The organism is Bradyrhizobium sp. CCBAU 45384 (genome assembly GCF_028128665.1).
Lineage (GTDB): Bacteria > Pseudomonadota > Alphaproteobacteria > Rhizobiales > Xanthobacteraceae > Bradyrhizobium > Bradyrhizobium manausense.
The window spans coordinates 178546-199351 of sequence record NZ_LBIZ01000117.1; the positions used below are offsets into that span (position 1 = coordinate 178546).

Consider the following 20806-nt stretch of genomic DNA (forward strand, 5'->3'; position numbering starts at 1 on the left):
TTTCCGAACGTCGTAAGCTTTGATCAGCGGCGGGACCGGCTCCCAAAGCTCCAAACGCAGGAGACAGCCATCGTCAATGGCACATGCGATCAGCGTGCCATCACGGAATGCGCGCAGAACGAGAGTGTCCATCCGTTTTCGACTAAGGTCCCTGCGCAAGCCAGACAGCTCGGTGGAAGAGCAAGCCTCATCCACCAGTCTAAAGCCTTCATCTAACTACAATATTTTCAAATGCGCTGGGCTGACTGAAGCTACGGCGCGTAGACCTGAAGCGCTCCCGCTGCTTTCGTCGGGTTTACTGTACGCTTCGTTCTGATAGGACAAGGACAGACAACTTTGACTCCCCGCTGCGGGGACGATGGCGCGTGTCAGACAACAACCAAGACTCGGCCATTTCTTTTGGGCCATTTCGACTGTTTCCGAAGTCCCGTCTCCTGGAGAAGGACGGCGCGCATCTTCATGTCGGCGGCCGCGCGCTCGACATCCTGATCTTCCTGGCCGAGCGGCCCGGCGAAGTGGTCGACAAGCGGGAGCTCGTCAAGCGTGTCTGGGCCGACGTGAATGTCGACGATGGCAGTCTCCGTTTCCACATCGCGGCCCTGCGCAAGACACTCGGCGACACCGGCAAGTCGGCCCGCTACGTCGTCAACGTCCCCGGGCGCGGTTATTGCTTCGTCGCGTCTCTCACCCAGATTGCTCCCGCGCCTTCTGCTCCCGCGACGGCTATCCCTCCGCCCCGCTCCCTTCCCGCTCCGCTCGCGCGGGTGATCGGGCGAGACGAGGTCATCGAGAAGATTTCGGCCGGGCTCGCGATGCATCGTTTCGTGACGGTGGTCGGCCCAGGCGGCATCGGCAAGACCGCGGTGGCCGTGACCGTCGGCCATCGCCGGCTCGCCCATTTCGACGGGCATGTGTTCTTCGTCGACTTCGGACCGGTGCGGAAGCCTGAACTCGCAGCAATCACCATCGCATCAGCGCTCGGGCTATCCGTCAATGCGGAGGATCCGGTCCCGGCCCTGTTGACGCACCTGCAGACGAAACCGACGCTGCTGATCTTCGACAGTTGCGAGCACGTGCTGGAGACGCTTGCACCGCTGGTCGAGCGCCTCGTTCGCGAGGTGCCTCGATTGCATGTGTTGGCGACCAGCAGGGAATCCTTCCGCAGCGAGGGCGAAAGGATCTTTCGGCTGTTTCCACTGGATTGTCCGCCTCGGAGCGACGACCTCACCGTAACCGACGTCCTTGCCTATCCGGCCGCCCAGCTCTTCGTCGAACGTATCGCGCAGAGCTCCGGACCGTTTCAGCTGAGCGCAGAAGACGCGCCGCTGGTGGCCGACATCTGCCGCCGCCTCGACGGCATCGCGCTCGCGATCGAGCTCGCTGCGGGGCGCGTCAACGCCTATGGCATCGCCGGCACGGCATCCCTGCTCGACAGCCGCTTTTCGCTGCAATGGCGCGGACGGCGCACGGCCATCCCGCGACATCAGACGCTCGGCGCCGCGCTCGACTGGAGCTACGACCTGCTTCCCGCATCCGAGAGCGCGATCTTGCGGAGATTGTCCGTGTTCGCCGGGCCGTTCACGCCGGAGGCGGCTGCCGCCGTCGCCTCGGGCGACGGGCTCAGTGCGGCCGCGACCATGGAGGCGATCGACAATCTCGTCACGAAATCGCTGATCGCACCGTCAGCTGGGCGAACACTGCGCTATCGCCTGCTGGATACCACCCGCTCCTACGCGCTTGGCAAGCTGAACGAGGCCGGTGAAGCGCAGCGGATTGCACAGCGGCACGCCAAATATTTTCGCGACCTTTTCGAGCGCGCCGAGGTCGAAACGTCCGCTCCACTGGCGGACTGGCTCGGCACCTACGGCGCCGAGTTGGACAATCTGCGCGCTGCGCTGGATTGGGCTTTTTCGCCTGAAGGCGATGCCCGGCTCGGCATCGCGCTGACGGCGGTGGCGGTCACGCTCTGGATCAGGCTTTCGCTGTTCGCCGAGTGTCGCGAGCGCGCCCAGACGGCGCTTGCCGCGCTGGGAGACCATGACGACGAGCGCGTACGCATGCAGCTGCTGGCAGCGCTCGGCTGGTCGTTGATGTACGGCGAAGGACGGGCGCGCGAGGCCCGCCCGATCCTCGAGGCCACGCTTGAACTTGCCGAGAAGCTCGACGACAAGGATTTCCGGTTGCGGGCCCTCTGGGGCCTCTCAATCGACCAGTTCAACAATGGAGCGTTCGGCAGGGCACGCGCGCTTGCCGACCGTTTCGCCGAAGCCGCGGCGCATTCACCCGACAACACGGATCTCATGCTGGCGGACCGGTTGACGGCCGTCGTGCTGCATTATCTCGGAGACCAACGCGAGGCCCGCCTTCGTATCGACCGGGTGAATTCGTCCCTGCATGTGCTGGCCGAGAAGCCGAAGATCTTCCCGCTCGATCTGCGGATTTCGACGCAATACTTCCGCGCCCGCATCCTGTGGCTCCAGGGTCATGCCGATCAGGCTCTGGCGTTGGCCGAACAGAATATCCACGAAGGGCGGGCCAACGGCCACGCCCTGACATTCTGTAGCGTGCTCGGACAAGCCGCCTGCCCGATTGCCTTCCTCGCCGGCGACTACGAGGCCGCCGAGCGCTACGGCACCGAGCTGCTCGAGCACGCCGATCGCCACGCCATCCGGCTCTGGGGGCTGTGGGCCCGTGCGTTCAACGCGCTGGTCGCTGCAAAGCGCACAGACGTCGACGCAGGCTTGCCGCTGTTGCGAGACGAGCTCAATCGCGCCGGCGATGCGCGCTTCCTGCCGCGCTTCCTTCCCCTGCTTGGCGAGCTCGCCGCGTGCTTCGGACAAGCCAATCAGGTTCACCATGGCTTCGACACGATCGAGAGCGCGCTGGCGCGCTGCAACGACAGGCAGGAGCGCTGGTATCTGCCGGAGCTGCTCCGCATCAAGGGTGAGCTGATGCGGAAGGAGTCACCGCAATCGGATGCCGCAGATGCCTGCTTTCACGAAGCCATGGAGCTGACAGCACAGCAAGGCGCGCACTTCTGGCAGCTGCGTTGCGCGATCAGCATTGCGCAACTCAGGATCGGACGAGACCAGCGCGCCGAGGCGCGCGCGGTGCTCGAGAAGGCATGCAACGCCATGGCCGAAGGATCAGCGATCGCCGACATGCTGATGGCGCGCGACCTGATCGCGCATTTGCGGGTCTGAATCCAACGTGTCTCGCGACGCCGCATCATGGTCGTGGCGCGCGGTTCCCGTCGTTCGATTCATCCAGCTCTCGGAATAAAGCCAGGGACACCGGTCTCAATCACCGAGTTGAATCTGACGTTCGTCTTGATCTGTTCCCGTATTTCCCGCATGGCCTCATCAGGCAAAGCGGAGATATCGATATTTTCCCGAATGCGCCGAGGGTTTGTCGAGGTGGTCAGAAAAGCGGAGCCGCGTTGTACGGCCCATGCCAGTGCGATCTGAGCCGGCGTCTTATGCAGGCGCTCCGCGACGGCGGTGATCACCGGGTCGGCCAAGACGTTCGGCTTCATGGCGTGTCCAAGCGCCGCAAACGCTTGCAACACAATGCCGTGCTCGCGGCAGAAGTCGAGCAGCTCCCATTCGGGAAGATACGGATGCGCCTCGACCTGCACCATGGCAGGCCTGATCCGCGCGACGGCCACGATCTCGCGCAGTTTTTCCAGGGTAATGTCCGAAAGGCCGATCGACTTGCAGTGTCCTTGATCGACGAGGCGCTCCATCGCGTGCCAGGTCTCAGCCAGCGTCACGCCTTTATCATAGATGACGTGGCCGCCCGCGTCCCGCGGATCCTGATCGTCGCCGGGCTGGAAGGCAAAGGGCGTATGGATGATGTAGCAGTCGATATCGTCGAGTTGCAGGCGCTTGCGGCTCGCGTCGAGGGCGGGCTTGACCCGCTCCGGCCGATGATTGGTATTCCACAGCTTCGTCGTCACGAACAGGTCCTGGCGTCGAAGCTTACCCGCCGTGAACGCGCCCTGCATCGCATCGCCGACGGCCGCTTCATTGCGATAGCGCTCGGCGCAATCGAGGTGCCGGAAACCGGCTTCCAGCGCGTCATTGGTGGCCCGTCTGGTCACGACTGGATCGGGAATGAGCGTGCCAAATCCCATTGCGGGAATCGTTCCGGACTCATGAGTGGGAATCCTCGTGTAGCGAAGCGAATCGGAGGTGGTCATATTGATGCTCCTTTGACGATCGCTCGCCGACGCTGCGGACGAGATGATCGAGGTTGCGGGCCAATGTCATGTCGCGGCTCGCCGGCATCAGCCGGCAGGCCGCGGCTTACGGAGAAAGAACACGAGCGGGATCACGACCAGCATGGCGAACATCAGGATCTCGAACTGATCGATCACGGCCACCGTAGCCGCCTGATGCGTGACCATGCCGTTCAGCGCCGCAAGACCCGGCTTGCCGATCGGGCCCACCGTGTTCGCAGCGATACGGAAGGGCGTGAGATGCTTGGCAAGCGCGACGTGCACGGCCTGGGTGTTGGCATAGAAGAACAGCTGAACCACCGCGATGCCGATCGTGCTGCCATAGAGGCGCGACAGATTGATCAGCGCGCTGCCTTCCGAACGCAGCCTCGGATCAAGTGTGCCGAATGCGGCCCTGGCGAGCGCCGGCAGCAGCATGCCGAGACCCGCGCCCTGGAGGAAACCGGCCTCGACGACAGGTCGCCAATCCATCTCGGGCGAATAGCCGAGCATCAACCAATTGGCATACACCACCAGCGCCATTCCACCCATGAGGAACGGCCGGTAGTCTAACTGGATCGGAGCAAGGCTCGTCAGCACCAGGGCCCCCACCAGGGCCACGCCGCGCGGAATGCTCATGTAACCGGTGGTGTCGACGGGGTAGTTGAGCAACTCTTCCAGCATCGGAGACGTCAAGGCCAGTGTCGGCAGCAGCACGAAACCGAGGGCGAAGGAAATCACCGTCGAGAGTACGAGATTGCGGTCCGTGAATAGCGCCGTACGGAGGAAGTGCTCCCTGGTCGTCATGACGTGGACGATGAAGAGATAAAAGCCGAGGAGCGAAACGCCCGCTTCGACCCGGATCTCTATCGAGGCGAACCATTCGAGGCGCTCGCCACGATCCAGCAGCATCTGGAGCCCGATCATGCCGAGCGAGAAGGTGATCAGGCCGAAGAAGTCAAAGGTCTTGCTTCGTTCAGCCCGCTTCTCGGTCAAGAGCGTAGCCATCGTCAGGAAGACGAAGGCCGTCATCGGCAGGCTGACATGGAAGATCGACGGCCAGCCGTAATATTCACTGAGCCAGCCGCCAATGGCCGGGCCGGTGCTGATGCCGAGCAGCGAGCAGACGGTCCACGCCAGGCTCACGCGCGCATGCCGGGCCGTCGGTGTCACCTCAAGCAGGATCGTGAGCGACAACGGCGCGAGCGGCCCACTCGCCGCGCCCTGGACAATCCTGGCCAGCACAAACTGATTGGACGTCGTTGCCAGTGAGACCAAGCGCGAATATAGCGAGGGCCGTCTGATAGACCGCCTTGCGACCATAACGCGTCGCCAGCCATTGCGTGACGGACATTGTGACGGCGCTAGCCGCGATGTAGGACGAGAATACCCAGCCGACCTCGTCATTCGCCATCGACAGCGTTGCCTGGATGTGCGGCAGCGCGGCGTTTGGCACGGAAATGTTGACCGCTTGCATGTAGGTCGCAAGGAGCGCCCCGGCAAACATCACATGACGACCGTCTGCCGCCGCGGTGGATCGTTGGGGCGTACTCATTTGACCTCGGTCGCAGTCGCGAGTTGGAGCAGATGCAGCCAGTTGCGGCGATGGCCCGTATCGACCCGCGCCGTCACGCTGATGCCGGAGAACAGCGGCCGGCTCGGATCAGAATCGTCGAGTTCGAGGCGCACCGGCAGCCGCTGCACGACCTTCACCCAGTTTCCGGTCGCATTCTCGGCCGGCAGGACCGAAAACTCCGATCCGGTGCCGGGGCTCATGCTGACGATATGCCCTTTGAATTTGTGGTCAGGATAGGCATCGACGTCGATCGTCGCCTGCTGGCCGGGACGCATGTGAGTCAGGCCGGTCTCGCGAAAATTCGCCTCGATCCAGACGTCCCGACTCGACATCAGAGAGAACGTGGGCGCACCTGCACTGACGAAGCCTCCGACCTGCAGGTCATCGACCTTTGTCACGATACCATCGTCGGGTGCCCTCACCGTGGCATAGGAAAGATCGAGGCGAGCCCGGTCTAGCTGCGCCCTGGCCGCGCGAACCGTCGGATGACGGTCGACATCGATGTCGGGGTCGCCGCTAAGCGCGACAACTGTGTTGGCGATTTGCTGATCGATCGATGCCGTCCGATTGCGCGCAACCTTCAAGTCGGTCTCAGCCCGCTCATAGACCGCGCGCGGCGTGAAGTCGGAAACGACCAGCATCTTCTTGCGGTCAAACTCGCGCTCGCTAAAATCGGCGGAATCCTTCGCCGATTGCAGTTCAGCCTGCTGCTGACGGTAGGTTGCCTTAAGGGCATCAATCTGGAGACGCGCACTCCCGAGCCGGGCCTCCGCCTGATCGACGGCAATCTGATAGGGCTCGGGATCGATGCGAAACAGGACCTGGCCCCGCCGAACACGCTCATTGTCGCGCACCGCGATCTCGACCGCCTGGCCGGAAACCCGCGCATTGATCGTCACTTTCGCGGCGCGCACGAACGCGTCGTCGGTCGAGACGTATTGTTGTTGCGCGACATACATGTAGGCGCCGATCAGGGCGGCCGCTAGCGGCGCCCCGAGCATCAGGGGCCGGCGCAACCGCCTGGCAATATCCGCCTCGAACAACGGCGCACCGGCCGCACCGCTGCGAAGGCTCTTGCGATCGCCCAGCCAGCCGGCGATTGGCGCAAACATCGAACCCATCGTCCTTACCTTGCCTTATTTAGCTAACGATCGTTACAAATATCTGTACTCAAATGTCGCAATCAAGACGGCCGGCCATTGATTTTTATAACGATGCATACAAATATACGTGTAGACCGTCGCAACCAGGATCATGCTGATATGGCACGGAAGAAGAGCGGCACTGGCCCGGTGCGCCGCGGACGACCACCCGCCTATGATGCGAAGACGGCCCTGAAGCGGGCCACGGAAACGTTCTGGCGGACCGGCTATTCCGGCACGTCGCTTGACCAGGTTGCCGCCGCGACCGGCATGAGTCCGCCGAGCCTCTATGCGGTGTTCGGCAACAAGCACGCGATCTATCTCGAAGCGCTGGCACGCTATTGGGAGATGAGCCTTTCGGCGACGCGTGAGGCCCTTGCGGGGGACCATCCCTTGGACGAAGCCCTGATGCTGGCCTACGACGCGGCGCTATCGATTTATTTTTCCGGCAGGGGCACCGCGCGCGGCTGCTTCGTGGTCGGAACCGCGGTGACCGAAGTCGCGGAAGATGCGGCCATTCGCAACAGCGTTGCGGCGGGACTGCGCGCGATCGATGCTGATTTCGAAGCCCGCTTCCGCCGCGCGCAGGGGAACGGCGAACTGCCCCCGGACGCCGATCCTGCCGCACTTGCGATCCTTGCCGCCGCGACGATGCAGACCATCGCCATTCGCGCACGCGCCGGTGCCCGCCGGGCCGAGTTGCGCGAGCTTGCCCGGAAGGCCGTGAACGTGATCTGCGGGCGCCGACCGAAAGGGGAGCAGTGCACGGCAAGCGCCTGAGGTCGCAGGTTCGACGGGCCGAGCGAGGCCGCAGCGAGCCAAGCGCCATCAGCGCACCGACGCACGGGTGCATCAGTCGGAATCGTGTCATCCGGCTCACCGATCCAATGTGTGGTCTTTACGCTAAGCGTCCGGTCACGACTCGCTTTCTTGCGTGTGACCGGCGGGGCTCACCCCAACCCGTCGACGATGCGGATATCCCGCGCGCAGGCATCGCCGACCGCCTGAAGTGCTTCGCGATAGGCGCAGCTCTCGTGAGCCGCGATGGCGAGCTCGACACTGTAGCCCTTCGCCATTGCTAGCCTCCGGCAACGGCGGCGCGTCGGGGCAGCTTCCAGTCGGGCCGGATGAAGTGACAGGTGTAGCCGTCAGGGTAGCGTTCGAGATAGTCCTGATGCTCGGGCTCGGCCTCCCAGAATTCACCAACGGGAGCGACTTCCGTCACGACCTTGCCGGGCCACAAGCCCGATGCTTCGACATCGGCAATGGTGTCTTCGGCAACGCGCTTCTGCTCATCCGACGTGTAGAAGATCGCAGAGCGGTAGCTCGTCCCCAGATCATTGCCCTGGCGATTGAGCGTTGTCGGATCGTGAATCTGGAAGAAGAACTCCAGCATGGTCCGGAAGCTGGTCTTCGCGGGGTCGAAGATGATCTCGATCGCTTCGGCGTGACCGTCGTGATTGCGATAGGTGGCGTTCTTCACCCGTCCGCCGGTGTAGCCGACGCGCGTTGCGATCACACCTGGCTGCTTGCGGATGAGATCCTGCATGCCCCAGAAGCAGCCTCCAGCCAAAACCGCGCGCTCTGTCGTCATGTGTCAGCTCCCGTCGTGCCAGGGATGTCCATCCGGTTCCAGCCCTTCAGCGAGGAACCGGATGGCCAATCTATTCGAAGCGGGCCGACTAGACCAGCTTGGCGTCGAGGCTGATGTCGGCGTTGAGGACCTTGGATACCGGGCAGTTCTTCTCGGCCTCGCCGGCAATGCGGGCAAAGCCGGCATCGTCGAGATTAGGGACCTTAGCGCGCAACGTCAGCGCCGACCTACTGATCTTGAATCCCTTCCCTTCGGGCTCGAGGGTGACGGCGGCCTCAGTGGAGAGCTCGGTCGGGGTAAAGCCCGCGAGTTGAAGACCGAACGCCAGCGCCATCGTGAAGCAGCCGGCATGAGCGGCCGCGATCAATTCCTCGGGATTGGTGCCCTTCTCGTTCTCGAAGCGAGTCTTGAACGAATAGGGCGTCTCGGCGAGCACGCCGGATTCGCTGGAGAGATGGCCGGTGCCGTCGCGACCAGTGCCCTGCCATACAGCTTTTGCCTTGCGGATCATCTCTCGTTTCTCCTTGCTTGATTTGGGGTCGTCCAGCGGCGCTCCCCACCGATGAAAGAGCCATTGGCGCGCCGCCCCCGTGTCGCCTACAACCGGTCGAGCGCCGCAGCGGTTCCATCAACTGCCAACCTGTCGCACGTGGAAGCCCACCGGGTTCTGGCGTGGGCCGCGCATCAGGTCGGCAGCGGCTGGCCGGCCTGCTCGCGTACGATGTAATCGGCGTACCAGTCCGGCCAGTTCTCGTCGTGTCCGCCGGTTCGCTTCTCGTGCTCGCCATGCGCCGCGGCGGCGCGCCGCAGCGCGCCTGCAAGCTCGCTTGACGAGGCGAACGCGGTGTCCTCCGCTTCGATGCGACCCGGCAACCGGGTCGTGACCTCCTGAAGCAGCCAGCCGTTGCCGTCTGGATCTCTGAATGAAGCAAACGAGCTGTAGCTGCCGCGTTTCGGATCAGCGCCGTTGAGCCTGATGCGGCCAAATAGATAAGGCTCGTCCGTCCCGGCGTGAACATCGCCGCCGCCATGGAAGGGTTCACTGACCCCAACGCCACGCGCGAGCAGATCCTGAGTTGCGGCCTTGAGGTCGGAGACGACAAGATACAGGCCTTGGGCCGAGCCAGGGACCGCTGATGTGACGTTCTTGCCGAAAATCACCGAGCAGGCCGAGCCCGGCGGCGTGAACTGAATGACGCGCCAGCCATCGGCAGAGGCGAAATCGGCATCCAGTCTCCAGCCGAGGCTCGCATAAAATATTTTGGCGCGGTCCACATCCGATACCGGAATGACAATGACTTCGAGCTTGAGATCGGCTCGCTGCGATCTCGACGCTTTTGTTTCGACGTCGTGCGCCGTCTCGGTGATGGTCATGTCGAACTCCCTGAGTTGAAGTGCAGGTTCGAGCGTGAAGCCGCCGTTCAGGCCGCCCCAAGCGGCATCGCGATGGATACGCGTGTACCGGCATGGGCGGCTTCGCCGTGCATCCGGGCACCAATGCTGCGTGCCAGACCTTCCAGGATCCGGCTGCCGGCGCCCTGAAGCGGTCCGGTCGCGCCGACGCCATTGTCGGTCACCGTGCAGAACCAGCAGCCCTCACGATTTGCCACCTCGATGCGGATAAGGGCTCCGTTCTTGTTCGAAAAGGCATGCTTCGCGGCATTCGTGACCAGCTCCGTCAGCATCAGAGCGAGCCGATGGCACTGCCATGCCGGCAGCGCGCCGCTCTCGATCGCTGCCTCGCAGCGGACGGCCGCCGGTTCCAGCACCGCCTGAGAAAGCGCACCGCACAGGTTTTCGAAGAAGGCCTCAACGGAGATCTGCGTGAGATCGTCATTGTCGGACAGAAGCTGATAGAGCCTGCCGAAGGCGACGATCCGCCGCTCCAGCCGGTCCACCGCGACCGAGATGTCTCGCCCTCCGGCCCGCGTGAAATCGCGACGGACTGACGCACCCAGCAGCGTCAGCGTGTTCTTCATGCGGTGGTGTGATTCACGCAGCACGAGTTCCCAGTCGCGCGAGACGTCGTCCAGATTGCCGGCGAAATGTGTTCGAACGCCGCCGTCATTCGGCCGAGAGTTGATATCGGGCATCATAGTCTTCCCCCGTTGGGAACAGGCCTGATCGCAGGCTATACTGATACAGACTCGCACCTCATGCTCGTTAGACGTTGCAAGATTTTGTTATGATCGGACGGCACGTGATCCTTGCGTGATACGACCGGTGCACCCATTCTGAATGCGCGCGCGGCTGGAAGCTTCGGGGCGCGATGAGCCTTGCTCTCGTCCGGCGGCGGGATGGCCGGAAGGTCGGCGCGCAGGCTCTGCTTGCGCCGCTTGTTGCGCCCTGAATTAGGAGCGTCTTCAACAGGATACCGCAAGATCTGGCTCTTGCAACTCCTAACAACTTCTAACACGCCAGGCCGCGCCCACTCCGCCATGGTGATCCCAATTCATGGTGGATGCAGTGAGACATGGCACTTCTCGACGATGCGATCGACGCCTGCGGGGGACTGGCCCGCTGGAACAGCTTGAGCCGGTTCACCCTGCATTTGTCCGTCGGCGGAACGCTGTTCGCGGACGCCGGGCATGCCCGCGAATTCAAGGATGTCACCGCGGAAGGATCGATGCGCACACAATCGGTGCGCTTCACGGGGATCACCGGCGGCGAACAGTCAGGCGCGTTCGCGCCTGATGCGATCACGATCGAAACCCTCGACGGTCAGATGCTGCGGACGTTGAGCAACCCCAGTCTCGCCGTCCCCAGCAATGGCACGCATGCGCTGGCGGACGAGCTGCATCTGGTTTTCTTCTGCGGCGTCCAGATATGGAACTATCTCACCACCCCGTTCCTTCTCGCCCGTCCTGACGTTGCGATCGAGGAGCTGCCGCCGTGGCGGGAGAACAATGAGACGTGGCGGCGCCTTCGCGCGCAATTGCCGCCGAGCCTGATCAATCTTGCGTCCGAACAGGTGTTCTACTTCGATGAAAATGCCTTGCAGCGGCGAACCGATCACGATCTCCTCGGCGCACGTGTCGCGCACTATTCGTGGGCTCACGACAACTTCGACGGCATCGTCGTTCCAACCCTGCGGCGCACGCTGATGCAACAGCCCGACGGCAGCGCTATCGCCAAGCCGGTGCTGATCGACGTCGAGATCTTCGACGCCGTCTTCGAGTAGCGGGCCAAGTCGCTGAGACCTGGTTCAAGGGAACTTTTCTGCGATCGATGACTGCAGATTGTCCGCATCTACAGAATCTAACAGTTCCTAACGGGCTTCCAGGCCGGAGCGCGCATATCCTGTCACCATGCCAAGGGTTCGGAATCCCGTGGTTACAGCGAACGAGCTTTGAGAGAACAGGCGATGCTGACGGAATTGCAGACGGTTTACACCCAGATCGACCTTGCGGCGGGGCCCGGGGATCACGAGGTCCGCCCCGAATTGCCGCGCGCCAAGGTCAATGCTCTGCCGAAATGGCGGCTGCGACGCGTCGAACAACACATCGCTGCTCATTTCGAACGCGGCATCAGCCTGTCCGAGCTGGCCGGCGTCGCAGGCCTCTCCAGGATGCATTTCGCCGCGCAGTTCCGCGCAGCGACCGGATATCGTCCGCGCGAATATCTGCTCAATCATCGCATCGAGCAGGCGAAGTCGCTGTTGACGACGAGCGAGAGACCGTTGGCCGAGATCGCGCTTGCAGTCGGCTTCAGCACTCAGGCGCACTTTTCGACCGTCTTCAAGCGCATCAGCGGCGAGACCCCGGCGCGCTGGCGTGCGGCCAGCAAGAGCCACCGGCCTGACGTTGAAACGCTGCCACGACGGCGTCCATCATGGGATCAGGCCCACATCGTGAGCACCGCTGCATGACAACGCTCTCGATAACCCGCTTGGCGTAGGTGCGCTGCCACTTGCGCCGGCTCGCGCCCTCCTCCTCCCGGGCCTACGAGCCTCTTGGGGCCGCCCTGCACCCTCACAGGACGGCCCCTTTTTTCATGGCGCCGCGGTTTTCGGCATCACGAATGCGCCCTATCCCGTCGGCAGCGCATCCAGATGACAGGCGACCCATTGCTCGCCTTCCGCCGAACGAAGCTGCGGCTCTTCGGTCCGGCAGCGATCGAAGACGTACGGGCAGCGGGTATGGAAGCGGCAGCCTTTCGGAGGGTTGATCGGGCTCGGCACGTCGCCACCGAGGATGATGGGACTGCGCTTGGCCCCCGGGTCCGGCAGCGGGACCGCCGAGAGCAGCGCCTTGGTATAGGGATGTCGCGGCGCTGCAAAGATCTGCCGGCGCGGCGCCACCTCGACGATCTTGCCGAGATACATCACCGCGACGCGATGGGTCATATGCTCGACGATGGCGAGATCATGGCTGATGAAGAGCAGCGCCAGGCCAAACTCGCGCTGCAGATCCTGCAGCAGGTTGACGATCTGCGCCTTGACCGAGACGTCGAGCGCCGAGACCGCCTCGTCACAGACGATCAGCTCGGGCTCGGCCGCCAGCGCCCTGGCGATGCCGATGCGCTGACGCTGACCGCCGGAGAACTCGTGTGGCCGGCGGTTCAGCGCCTCGCGCGGCAGGCGCACCGTGTCCATCAGCGCGGTCACGCGCGTTTCGAGATCGGTTGCCGATTTGGCGAGGCCGAAATTGCGGATCGGCTCGGCCAGAATGTCGCGCACCCGCATGCGCGGGTTGAGGCTCGAGAACGGATCCTGGAACACGACCTGCACGCGCCGGCGCATCTGGCGCATCGTGCTCGGCAGCGCATCATCGATGCGCTGGCCGTCGAGGATCACCTGGCCCGACGTCACATCGAACAACCGCAGGATCGCGCGGCCGACCGTCGACTTGCCGCAGCCGGATTCGCCGACCAGCGACAGTGTCTCGCCGCGCGCGATCTCGAACGAGACGCCGTCGACGGCATAAACGAATTCGGACTTGCGCCCAAACAGGCCCTTGTTGACAGGAAAATGCTTCTTGAGGTCGTTGACCTGGAGCAGCGGGACACTCATGCCGCGACGGCTCCCTTGGCTGCGTAGTGGCAGGCCGCGATATGGCGCGGCCCCTTCTCCTCGAGCCCCGGCGCATATTGCCGGCACAGATCGGTCGCGAGCGCGCAGCGGCCGGCGAAGACGCAGCCGGTGATCGGTTTGCGCAGATCGGGCACTTGCCCCGGAATTTCAGCGAGCCGCGTCGTGGTGCCTGATAGCGAGGAGCCGAGTTTCGGCACTGCGCCGAGCAATCCTTGGGTATAGGGATGGCGCGGGGAACGGAACAGCTCGGCCACCGGCGCTTCCTCGACCTTGCGGCCGGCATACATCACCATGACGCGCTCGGCGATCTCGGCGACGACGCCGAGATCGTGGGTGATCAGGATGATCGCGGCGCCGACGCGGCGCTTCAGATCGAGCATCAGCTTCAGGATCTGCGCCTGGATGGTGACGTCGAGCGCCGTGGTCGGCTCGTCCGCGATCAGGAGCTTCGGATTGCAGGCGAGCGCAATCGCGATCATCACGCGCTGGCGCATGCCGCCGGAGAGCTGGTGCGGATATTCCCGCACGCGCCGCTTCGGCTCGGGAATGCCGACCAGCGTCAGCATCTCGACCGCGTGCGCCTCGGCGGCCTGCTTGTCCAGGCCCTGATGAATCATCAGGGTCTCGCGGATCTGGCGGCCAACGGTGAGGACCGGGTTGAGGCTGGTCATCGGCTCCTGGAAGATCATCGAGATGTCGTTGCCCCTGATGGCCCGCATCTCGCGGTCGGACATTTGCAGCAGATCCTTGCCGGCGAAGCGGATCGCGCCGGCGATCCTGCCCGGCGGCTCCGGGATCAGCCGCATCAGCGACATCGAGGTGACCGACTTGCCGCAGCCGGACTCGCCGACGATGGCGAGCGTCTCGCCCTCATTGACATGGAAGGACACCCCGTCCACCGCGCGGTTGATGCCGCTGGGAGTGCGGAAGTGGGTCTGGAGATTTTCGACTTCAAGCAACGCCATTGCGATCAGCCCCGGTCAGAGACGCTTGGCCATGCGCGGATCGAGCGCATCGCGAAGGCCGTCGCCGAGCAGGTTCACGGCGAGCACGGTGACGGACAGGAAGGCCGCCGGGAAGAACACGATGTAGGGCTTGACCTGCCACAGCGCGCGGCCCTCGGCCATGATGTTGCCCCAGGACGGAATCGTGGGTGGCGTGCCGGCGCCGATGAAGGACAGGATCGCCTCGGTGATCATGGCGCTGGCGCAGATATAGGTCGCCTGCACCAGCATCGGCGCAACCGTGTTGGGCAGGATGTGGCGCAGGATGATCATCGGCGCGCGTGTGCCGCACGCGACCGCCGCATCCACATAAGGCTGCTCGCGCAGCGACAGCACCACGCTGCGGACCAGGCGCGAGACGCGCGGGATCTCGGCGATGGTGATGGCCAGGATGACGTTGCCGACGCTGCCGCGCGTCAGCGCCATCAGCGCGATCGCGAGCAGGATCGGTGGGATCGACATCAAGCCGTCCATGAAGCGCATCAAGATGCCATCGGCCCAGCGGACGAAGCCCGAGACCATGCCGATGGCAAGGCCGGCCGCGGAGGCAAAGATCGCGACCGACAGCCCGACCGTGAGCGAGACCCGTGCGCCGAACAGCACGCGTGAATAGATATCGCGGCCGAGCACGTCGGTGCCGAACCAGAACGCTGCCGACGGTGCCCTCGTGCGCTTGGCAGGCGCGAGCGCAGTCGGGTCGACCGTCCAGAGATACGGCGCAAAAACCGCGATCAGCACCAGCGCCAGCAGCAACACGCCGCCGATCGCAACGGTCGGATGGCCGCGCAAGAACCCGATGAAGCCGCGGCGGATCGTGACCGGCCGGAGGATGTCAGGCAGTTGCGGCGCGAGGACGAGGCCGGCCGGAAGCGACTGCGGGTTGACGGTGGTATCGGTCAATAGCGGATCCTCGGGTCAACGAGCGTATAGGTGACGTCGATCATCAGGTTGACGAGGACGTAGACAAAGCTGAACAACAGCACGATGCCCTGAATGACGGGATAGTCGCGCCGCAGGATCGCATCGATGGTGAGACGGCCGAGGCCGGGAATCGCGAACACGCTTTCGGTCACGACCGCGCCGCCGATCAGGAGCGCGATGCCGATGCCGATCACGGTGACGATCGGCACCGCCGCGTTCTTCAGCGCATGAATGAACAGGATGCCGCCCTGCCCGAGGCCCTTGGCCTTGGCGGTGCGGACATAGTCCTGCTGCAGCACTTCGAGCATGGCGGCACGGGTGATGCGCGCCACCAGCGCGATATAGACGCAGCCGAGCGCAATCGCCGGCAGGATCAAATTCTGCAGCCACGGCCAGAAGCCCTGGTTGAGCGGCGTATAGCCCTGCACCGGAAGCCATTCGAGCTCGAGTGCGAAGATGTAGGCCAGCATGTAGCCGACCACGAAGACCGGCAGCGAGAAGCCGAACACGGCGAAGCCCATGATGGCCCGATCGATGAAACTGCCGGCCTTCCACGCCGCAACGACACCGAGCGGCACCGCGACGACGATCGTGAGCAGCAGTGTTATCACCATCAGCGACAGCGTCGGTCCGAGACGCTGCCCGATCATGGTCGACACCGGCAGGTTGGTGAAGATCGAGGTGCCGAGATCGCCGTGCATGAGACGCCAGACCCAGCTTCCGAACTGGATCAGGAACGGCCGGTCGAGGCCGAGGCTCTGGCGGATGCGCTCCACATCCTCCGGGCTCGCCTGGTCGCCCGCGATCACCACGGCCGGATCACCCGGCGCGATGTAAAGCAGGCTGAACACAAACAGTGCGACAATCGCCATCACCGGCAAGGTGGCGACGATGCGCCGGAGGATGTAGGAAAGCATCTGGCCTCAGTGCAGGATCATGCGGTCTTCGACACACCCCAGAAGAACGGCAGCGGTCCCTTGGTGACACCGGAGACGTTCTTGCGCCACGCGGTGTAGGTCAGGAAGAAGCCGGTCGGCGCGTAGACGACGTCATCCATCGCCGCCTTGTTGAGACGGCCGATCGCGGCCTTCTCTTCGTCGAGGTTCTTGGCTTCGAACCAGGACGTGACCTCCTTTTCCGTGCCGGCGCTGGTCGGCCAGCCGAACCAGGCCTTGTCGCCATTGGCACGAATGGCGGTGTAGGGCGCGGGATTGATGCAGTCCGCGCCGGCATGCCAGGTGTGGAACATGTTCCAGCCGCCCTGGCCCGGCGGCGTCTTCTGTGCGCGGCGCGAGCCGACCGTGCCCCAATCCGTCGCCACGAAGTCGACATTCATGCCGAGCTTCTTCAACAGATCGGCCGTCACGTCGCCCATCGCCTTGGTGATCGGCTGGTCTTGCGCGACGAGACACGTCACCGGCTGGCCGGAATAGCCGCTCTCCGCAAGGAGCTTCTTGGCCGCATCAAGATCCCGCTTGCCCTTCAGAACCTCGCCACCCACTTCGGTGTAAAGAGGCGTATCGGGCGTGAAGAAGCCGGGCAGCGGCTTCCACAGCGAATCGTCGTCGCCAACGAGCGCGCGCATATAGTCTTCCTGGCTCATCGCCATCAGCACGGCGCGCCGCGCGCGCACGTCGTTGAAGGGCGGGTACAGGAAATTCATGCGGAACGAGCCGATATTGCCGAGCGGATCGCCGATATCGACATTGATGTTCTTGTTCTTCTTCAGCACCGGAACGAGATCGGCGATCGGGTTCTCCCACCAGTCGATCTCGCCATTCTGCAACGCCGCCGCCGCGGTCGCCGGATCCGGCATGATCACCCACTCGATGCGATCGAGCAGGATCTGCTTGCCACCCGCGAGCCAGGACGACTTCTCCTGCCGGAGTGCATAGTCGGCGAATTTTTCGAACACCGCTTTCGCGCCCGGCACCCATTCGCCCGCGACGAACTTCATCGGGCCGGAGCCGATATAATCCGAAATCTGCTTGAACGGATCGGTCTGCGCGATGCGCTCCGGCATGATGAAGGCGCAGGGCGCATTGTTCTTGGCGAGCGCGTAGAGCAGCTTCGGAAAGGGCTGCTTCAGGACCCATTTGAAGGTGCGGTCGTCGACGGCGGTGAGCTCCTGCTGGATCGCCTTGAGCATCAGGCCCATGGGATCGCGCGCAGCCCAGCGAGTGAGGCTCGCGACGACGTCCTTGCTCCGCACCGGCTCGCCGTCATGGAATTTCAGGCCCGAACGCAGCTTGAACGTCCAGGTCATGCCGTCGTCGGTCACTTCCTCGGATTCGACCATCTGGCGTTGTGGCTGGAACGAGGAATCGATGCCGTAGAGCGTGTCCCAGACCATCGCGGCCGCATTGCGCACGACATATTGGGTGCCCCAGATCGGGTCGAAATTGGCGAGATTGGCCTGCGGCACGAAACGCAGGGTACGGGCTGCCGCGCCTTGCGCGATCGCCGGGGCCGAGAGGCCACCGGTGAATGCCAGACCGCTTGCGCCGGCCAGTCCCTTCAATACCGTCCTGCGATCCATAAAGTCCTCCAGTAAAGCCGTGGTGCCAGCCAATCATTGGCCAAAGGCAGGTGAAACAGAGCCCATTGGCTTGCAAATGGTATGCCAGCAACCGTTCCTTCGGCAGCGGGCTATTGGCGACTTGCGCCTGTCGCCGCGCAGTAGCGCGGACGGCGATCGTCATCGCGCCGGGTGCGCGATCACAGCAGTTTTGCTCCGAAATTCCGCTCCGGGTCCATGTCCGCCACGAGCCGACCGGTCGGCTTCGCCGCCTCGCCGCCGCTGCGCGCCAGGAATTGGCCACTGCCTGCGCTGGCGAGACATTTGCCGCCGTCGACGATCAGCCGGCCACGCGACAGCACGGATACCGGCCAGCCCCTGAGCTTGCGGCCGGCGAACGGCGTATAGCCGGCGAGATCGTGCATCATCTCGTCGGCGATCACGGTCTCGCGGTTGGGATCCCAGATCGCGATATCGGCATCGGCGCCGACGGCGATCGAGCCTTTGCGCGGATGCAGATTGTAGATCTTTGAGGGCGCCGTCGCGGTCAGCTCGACGAACTTTTCGAGGCCCAGCCGGCCCTTCGAGACCATGGCGTCGAACAGCAGCGGCAACCGCAGCTCCAATCCCGGAAGGCCGTTGGCGACCTGCTTGAAGTTCGGATTGGGGCCGGCGCGCAGCTTGCCGGTCTCATCAAAGCGATAGGGCGCGTGATCCGACGAGATGGTCTGGAGATCGCCGAGCGACAATGCCTGCCACAGCGCTTCCTGGTCGGAACGTGTGCGCGGCGGCGGACTGCACATCCACTTCGCGCCTTCCGCGCCGGGCTTGTCGAGATCGCTAGCGGTGAGGAACAGATATTGCGGGCAAGTCTCGGCAAACACCTTCAGCCCCTGCCCCCGCGAGTCGCGGATCACCTTGGCGCCTTCGGCGGTCGAGACATGGAAGATCATGATCGGCTGGTCGATCAGCGCCGCCATGCCGATCAGCCGGGTGAAGGCTTCCGCCTCAGACACGCGGGCGTGGCTGACGGCGTGGTATTTCGGCATGGTGTAGCCGCGCGCGAGCAGCCGCTTCACCATCCAGGCGATGATGCCGTGGTTCTCCGCGTGCGCACACAGCATTGCGCCGGACTGGCGCGCGGCGAGGAGGATGTCGAGCAGCGGCTCGTCGTCGACCTTGAGCCGGTCATAGGTCATGAAGATCTTGATCGAGGCATGGCCCTGCTTCACCAGTGCGGGAATGTGCTCTTCGACCGTCTCCCTGGTCGCATCCGCAATGATCATGTGAAAGGCGTAGTCGATCACGGCGCCCTTCCTGGCGAGTGCGTGATAATCCTCCACCACCTGCGGCAGCTTCATGCCGACATGCTGCGCTGCAAACGGAATCACCGTGGTGGTGCCGCCAAAGGCCGCCGATACGGTCGCGCTCTCGAACGTATCGGCATTCATGATGCCGGCCGCGGAGAGCTGCTCGATATGGGCGTGGCTGTCGACGCCACCCGGCAGCACCAGCTTGCCGCGCGCATCGATCTCGCGCTTGGCCGGAGGCAGACCACGACCGATGGCCGCAATGGTCTCGCCGGAGATGGCAACGTCGGCCTCGAACACGTCTGTTGTTGTGGCGACGCGCCCGCCGCGGATGATGAGGTCGTAGGTGGGTTCGGTCATGAGGCACTCCATGGTTGATCGCCAGCTTGCGAGAAGGCCGTCCGCATCACGTCTCAGGCGGCGGCACCGCACCGGTGCGGCTGGTGATCAGGCCGTAATGCTCGATGCGGCGATGCCTGGCGAAGTCGAAGATCGTGGTCTTGCCGAAGGTGGTGGCGTCGAGGTCGCAGGCGTGGACCAGAACCTCGTCATCGTCGGTCTTTGCTTCGGCAACGATCTCGCCATTGGGATCGACGATCAGGCTGCCGCCGAACAGCGCATGCCCATCCTCGACGCCGGCCTTGGCGACCGCAACCACCCAGGTCGCATTCTGATAGGCGCCGGCCTGCACGGAGAGGCGGTTGTGGAACAGGCGCTTCTCGACGCCCTCTTCGCTCTTCTCCGCATTCACCGACGGCGTGTTGTAGCCGATCAGCACCATCTCGACGCCCTGCAAGCCCATGACGCGATAGGTCTCGGGCCAACGGCGATCGTTGCAGATGGCCATGCCGATGATGCCACCGAGCTCGCGCCAGACGTTGAAGCCGAGATCGCCCGGCTCGAAATAGCGCTTCTCCAGGTGCTGATGCGAGCGGTGGGATTCGTATTCGACATGGCCGGGCAGATGGACCTTGCGATATTTGCCGACGATCCTGCCGGATTTGTCGGTGAGGATCGCGGTGTTGAAGTGGTGACCGTCGGGGGTCAGCTCGGCATAGCCGAAATTCATCGCGATTCTGTGCTGCGCCGCGCGCTCGAACAGCGGCATGGTCGCCGCATTCGGCATCTCGCGCTCGAACCAGCTGTCGAACTCGGCTCGGTCCTCCACATACCAGCGCGGGAAGAACGTCGTCAGTGCCAGCTCGGGATAGACGATGAGATCGGCGCCTCTTCTCTTGGCTTCGTCCATCAGCGCGATCATGCGCTTGACCACGACCTCGCGGCTGTCGGCCCTCTGAATCGGGCCCATCTGGGCGGCTGCAACTGTGACGATACGCATCAGCGATGTCCTGACTTCTTGACGACTTTTTTTGGCGAGGCTGGCGATCGCAGCTTCAAGCGCGGGTCTGCGCGCGCAGCATAACGTGGCCGAGCGGCGTTTTGCCAGCCAAGCAGCTTTCATGCCGTCCGTTCTCCCCCGTTCGGCACCT

General features: G+C 63.7%; 19 protein-coding genes and 1 pseudogene. 4 read left to right on the forward strand and 16 right to left on the reverse strand.

The window, feature by feature from the left end:
• Positions 1-365: 365 nt before the first annotated feature.
• Complete coding sequence (locus XH80_RS32345) at positions 366-3203, forward strand: ATP-binding protein (protein ID WP_271602103.1); 2838 nt, start codon at positions 366-368, stop codon at positions 3201-3203.
• Between the two features lie 59 nt (positions 3204-3262).
• On the opposite strand, the gene XH80_RS32350 is transcribed toward XH80_RS32345, so the two are convergent.
• The 4 genes from XH80_RS32350 to XH80_RS32365 form a co-directional block, all read right to left on the reverse strand.
• Positions 3263-4201 carry an aldo/keto reductase gene (locus XH80_RS32350; protein WP_271602104.1) on the reverse strand — a complete coding sequence of 313 codons (939 nt, stop codon included), beginning with the start codon at positions 4199-4201 and terminating at the stop codon, positions 3263-3265.
• An 87-nt stretch (positions 4202-4288) separates the two neighbouring features.
• Complete coding sequence (locus XH80_RS32355) at positions 4289-5464, reverse strand: MFS transporter (protein ID WP_271602105.1); 1176 nt, start codon at positions 5462-5464, stop codon at positions 4289-4291.
• Entirely contained in the window at positions 5394-5774 is a 381-nt protein-coding gene (locus tag XH80_RS32360) for an MFS transporter (RefSeq protein ID WP_271602106.1), read from the reverse strand. Before XH80_RS32360 ends, XH80_RS32355 begins: the two co-directional genes overlap by 71 nt.
• Positions 5771-6907 carry an HlyD family secretion protein gene (locus tag XH80_RS32365; RefSeq protein ID WP_271602107.1) on the reverse strand — a complete coding sequence of 379 codons (1137 nt, stop codon included), beginning with the start codon at positions 6905-6907 and terminating at the stop codon, positions 5771-5773. The genes XH80_RS32360 and XH80_RS32365 overlap by 4 nt, the downstream gene beginning before the upstream one ends.
• Before the next feature lie 150 nt (positions 6908-7057).
• On the opposite strand from XH80_RS32365, the gene XH80_RS32370 reads away from it, so the two are divergent.
• Positions 7058-7717, forward strand: coding sequence for a TetR/AcrR family transcriptional regulator (locus XH80_RS32370; protein ID WP_271602108.1), 660 nt, complete (start codon positions 7058-7060; stop codon positions 7715-7717).
• Positions 7718-7887: 170 nt separating this feature from the next.
• Here the strand turns inward: XH80_RS32370 and XH80_RS32375 are convergent, their stop codons facing one another.
• From XH80_RS32375 to XH80_RS32395, 5 genes are all read right to left on the reverse strand, one after another.
• Positions 7888-8013 carry a hypothetical protein gene (locus XH80_RS32375; RefSeq protein WP_271602109.1) on the reverse strand — a complete coding sequence of 42 codons (126 nt, stop codon included), beginning with the start codon at positions 8011-8013 and terminating at the stop codon, positions 7888-7890.
• Positions 8014-8015: 2 nt separating this feature from the next.
• The gene (gene msrA, locus XH80_RS32380) at positions 8016-8531 is read right to left on the reverse strand and encodes a peptide-methionine (S)-S-oxide reductase MsrA (RefSeq protein ID WP_271602110.1); all 516 of its coding nucleotides are present in this window, start codon (positions 8529-8531) and stop codon (positions 8016-8018) included.
• 88 nt (positions 8532-8619) lie between these two features.
• Positions 8620-9042: an OsmC family protein gene (locus XH80_RS32385; RefSeq protein ID WP_220002788.1), complete on the reverse strand. Its 423-nt coding sequence runs from the start codon at positions 9040-9042 to the stop codon at positions 8620-8622.
• Positions 9043-9215: 173 nt separating this feature from the next.
• The gene (locus tag XH80_RS32390; protein ID WP_271602111.1) at positions 9216-9905 is read right to left on the reverse strand and encodes a VOC family protein; all 690 of its coding nucleotides are present in this window, start codon (positions 9903-9905) and stop codon (positions 9216-9218) included.
• A gap of 47 nt (positions 9906-9952) precedes the next feature.
• The gene (locus XH80_RS32395) at positions 9953-10624 is read right to left on the reverse strand and encodes a sensor histidine kinase (protein ID WP_271602112.1); all 672 of its coding nucleotides are present in this window, start codon (positions 10622-10624) and stop codon (positions 9953-9955) included.
• Between the two features lie 380 nt (positions 10625-11004).
• Here XH80_RS32395 and XH80_RS32400 point away from each other — a divergent pair, with 380 nt between their 5' ends.
• Entirely contained in the window at positions 11005-11712 is a 708-nt protein-coding gene (locus XH80_RS32400) for a hypothetical protein (RefSeq protein WP_271602113.1), read from the forward strand.
• A 243-nt stretch (positions 11713-11955) separates the two neighbouring features.
• Positions 11956-12399 (forward strand): annotated as a pseudogene (locus XH80_RS32405) (helix-turn-helix domain-containing protein); the annotation flags it as partial.
• A gap of 159 nt (positions 12400-12558) precedes the next feature.
• On the opposite strand, the gene XH80_RS32410 reads toward XH80_RS32405, so the two are convergent.
• The 7 genes from XH80_RS32410 to XH80_RS32440 form a co-directional block, all read right to left on the reverse strand.
• A complete protein-coding gene (locus XH80_RS32410) occupies positions 12559-13542 on the reverse strand; it encodes an ABC transporter ATP-binding protein (protein WP_271602114.1) in 984 nt (327 codons plus the stop codon).
• Complete coding sequence (locus tag XH80_RS32415; protein WP_057758835.1) at positions 13539-14528, reverse strand: ABC transporter ATP-binding protein; 990 nt, start codon at positions 14526-14528, stop codon at positions 13539-13541. Before XH80_RS32415 ends, XH80_RS32410 begins: the two co-directional genes overlap by 4 nt.
• 15 nt (positions 14529-14543) lie before the next feature.
• Positions 14544-15467 carry an ABC transporter permease gene (locus tag XH80_RS32420; protein ID WP_271602115.1) on the reverse strand — a complete coding sequence of 308 codons (924 nt, stop codon included), beginning with the start codon at positions 15465-15467 and terminating at the stop codon, positions 14544-14546.
• Positions 15464-16405 (reverse strand): ABC transporter permease, encoded by a 942-nt coding sequence (locus XH80_RS32425; RefSeq protein ID WP_220002783.1) that lies wholly within the window; start codon positions 16403-16405, stop codon positions 15464-15466. Before XH80_RS32425 ends, XH80_RS32420 begins: the two co-directional genes overlap by 4 nt.
• A gap of 17 nt (positions 16406-16422) precedes the next feature.
• Positions 16423-18027, reverse strand: a complete 1605-nt coding sequence (locus tag XH80_RS32430; protein ID WP_271602116.1) for an ABC transporter substrate-binding protein — start codon at positions 18025-18027, stop codon at positions 16423-16425.
• A gap of 179 nt (positions 18028-18206) precedes the next feature.
• Positions 18207-19676 carry a dihydropyrimidinase gene (gene hydA, locus XH80_RS32435; RefSeq protein WP_271602117.1) on the reverse strand — a complete coding sequence of 490 codons (1470 nt, stop codon included), beginning with the start codon at positions 19674-19676 and terminating at the stop codon, positions 18207-18209.
• Positions 19677-19722: 46 nt separating this feature from the next.
• Positions 19723-20655, reverse strand: a complete 933-nt coding sequence (locus XH80_RS32440; RefSeq protein ID WP_271602118.1) for an N-carbamoyl-D-amino-acid hydrolase — start codon at positions 20653-20655, stop codon at positions 19723-19725.
• Positions 20656-20806: the final 151 nt, after the last annotated feature.

Bases quoted from the DNA above. Each gene is read 5' to 3' on its own strand.
- XH80_RS32425 (WP_220002783.1), bottom strand. From the start codon at position 16,405: ATGCTTTCCTACATCCTCCGGCGCATCGTCGCCACCTTGCCGGTGATG.
- XH80_RS32350 (WP_271602104.1), bottom strand. From the start codon at position 4,201: ATGACCACCTCCGATTCGCTTCGCTACACGAGGATTCCCACTCATGAG.
- msrA (WP_271602110.1), bottom strand. From the start codon at position 8,531: ATGACGACAGAGCGCGCGGTTTTGGCTGGAGGCTGCTTCTGGGGCATG.
- XH80_RS32440 (WP_271602118.1), bottom strand. From the start codon at position 20,655: ATGCGTATCGTCACAGTTGCAGCCGCCCAGATGGGCCCGATTCAGAGG.
- XH80_RS32415 (WP_057758835.1), bottom strand. From the start codon at position 14,528: ATGGCGTTGCTTGAAGTCGAAAATCTCCAGACCCACTTCCGCACTCCC.
- XH80_RS32400 (WP_271602113.1), top strand. From the start codon at position 11,005: ATGGCACTTCTCGACGATGCGATCGACGCCTGCGGGGGACTGGCCCGC.
- XH80_RS32365 (WP_271602107.1), bottom strand. From the start codon at position 6,907: ATGTTTGCGCCAATCGCCGGCTGGCTGGGCGATCGCAAGAGCCTTCGC.
- XH80_RS32390 (WP_271602111.1), bottom strand. From the start codon at position 9,905: ATGACCATCACCGAGACGGCGCACGACGTCGAAACAAAAGCGTCGAGA.
- XH80_RS32410 (WP_271602114.1), bottom strand. From the start codon at position 13,542: ATGAGTGTCCCGCTGCTCCAGGTCAACGACCTCAAGAAGCATTTTCCT.
- XH80_RS32370 (WP_271602108.1), top strand. From the start codon at position 7,058: ATGGCACGGAAGAAGAGCGGCACTGGCCCGGTGCGCCGCGGACGACCA.
- XH80_RS32385 (WP_220002788.1), bottom strand. From the start codon at position 9,042: ATGATCCGCAAGGCAAAAGCTGTATGGCAGGGCACTGGTCGCGACGGC.
- XH80_RS32360 (WP_271602106.1), bottom strand. From the start codon at position 5,774: ATGAGTACGCCCCAACGATCCACCGCGGCGGCAGACGGTCGTCATGTG.
- XH80_RS32395 (WP_271602112.1), bottom strand. From the start codon at position 10,624: ATGCCCGATATCAACTCTCGGCCGAATGACGGCGGCGTTCGAACACAT.
- hydA (WP_271602117.1), bottom strand. From the start codon at position 19,676: ATGACCGAACCCACCTACGACCTCATCATCCGCGGCGGGCGCGTCGCC.
- XH80_RS32430 (WP_271602116.1), bottom strand. From the start codon at position 18,027: ATGGATCGCAGGACGGTATTGAAGGGACTGGCCGGCGCAAGCGGTCTG.
- XH80_RS32375 (WP_271602109.1), bottom strand. From the start codon at position 8,013: ATGGCGAAGGGCTACAGTGTCGAGCTCGCCATCGCGGCTCACGAGAGC.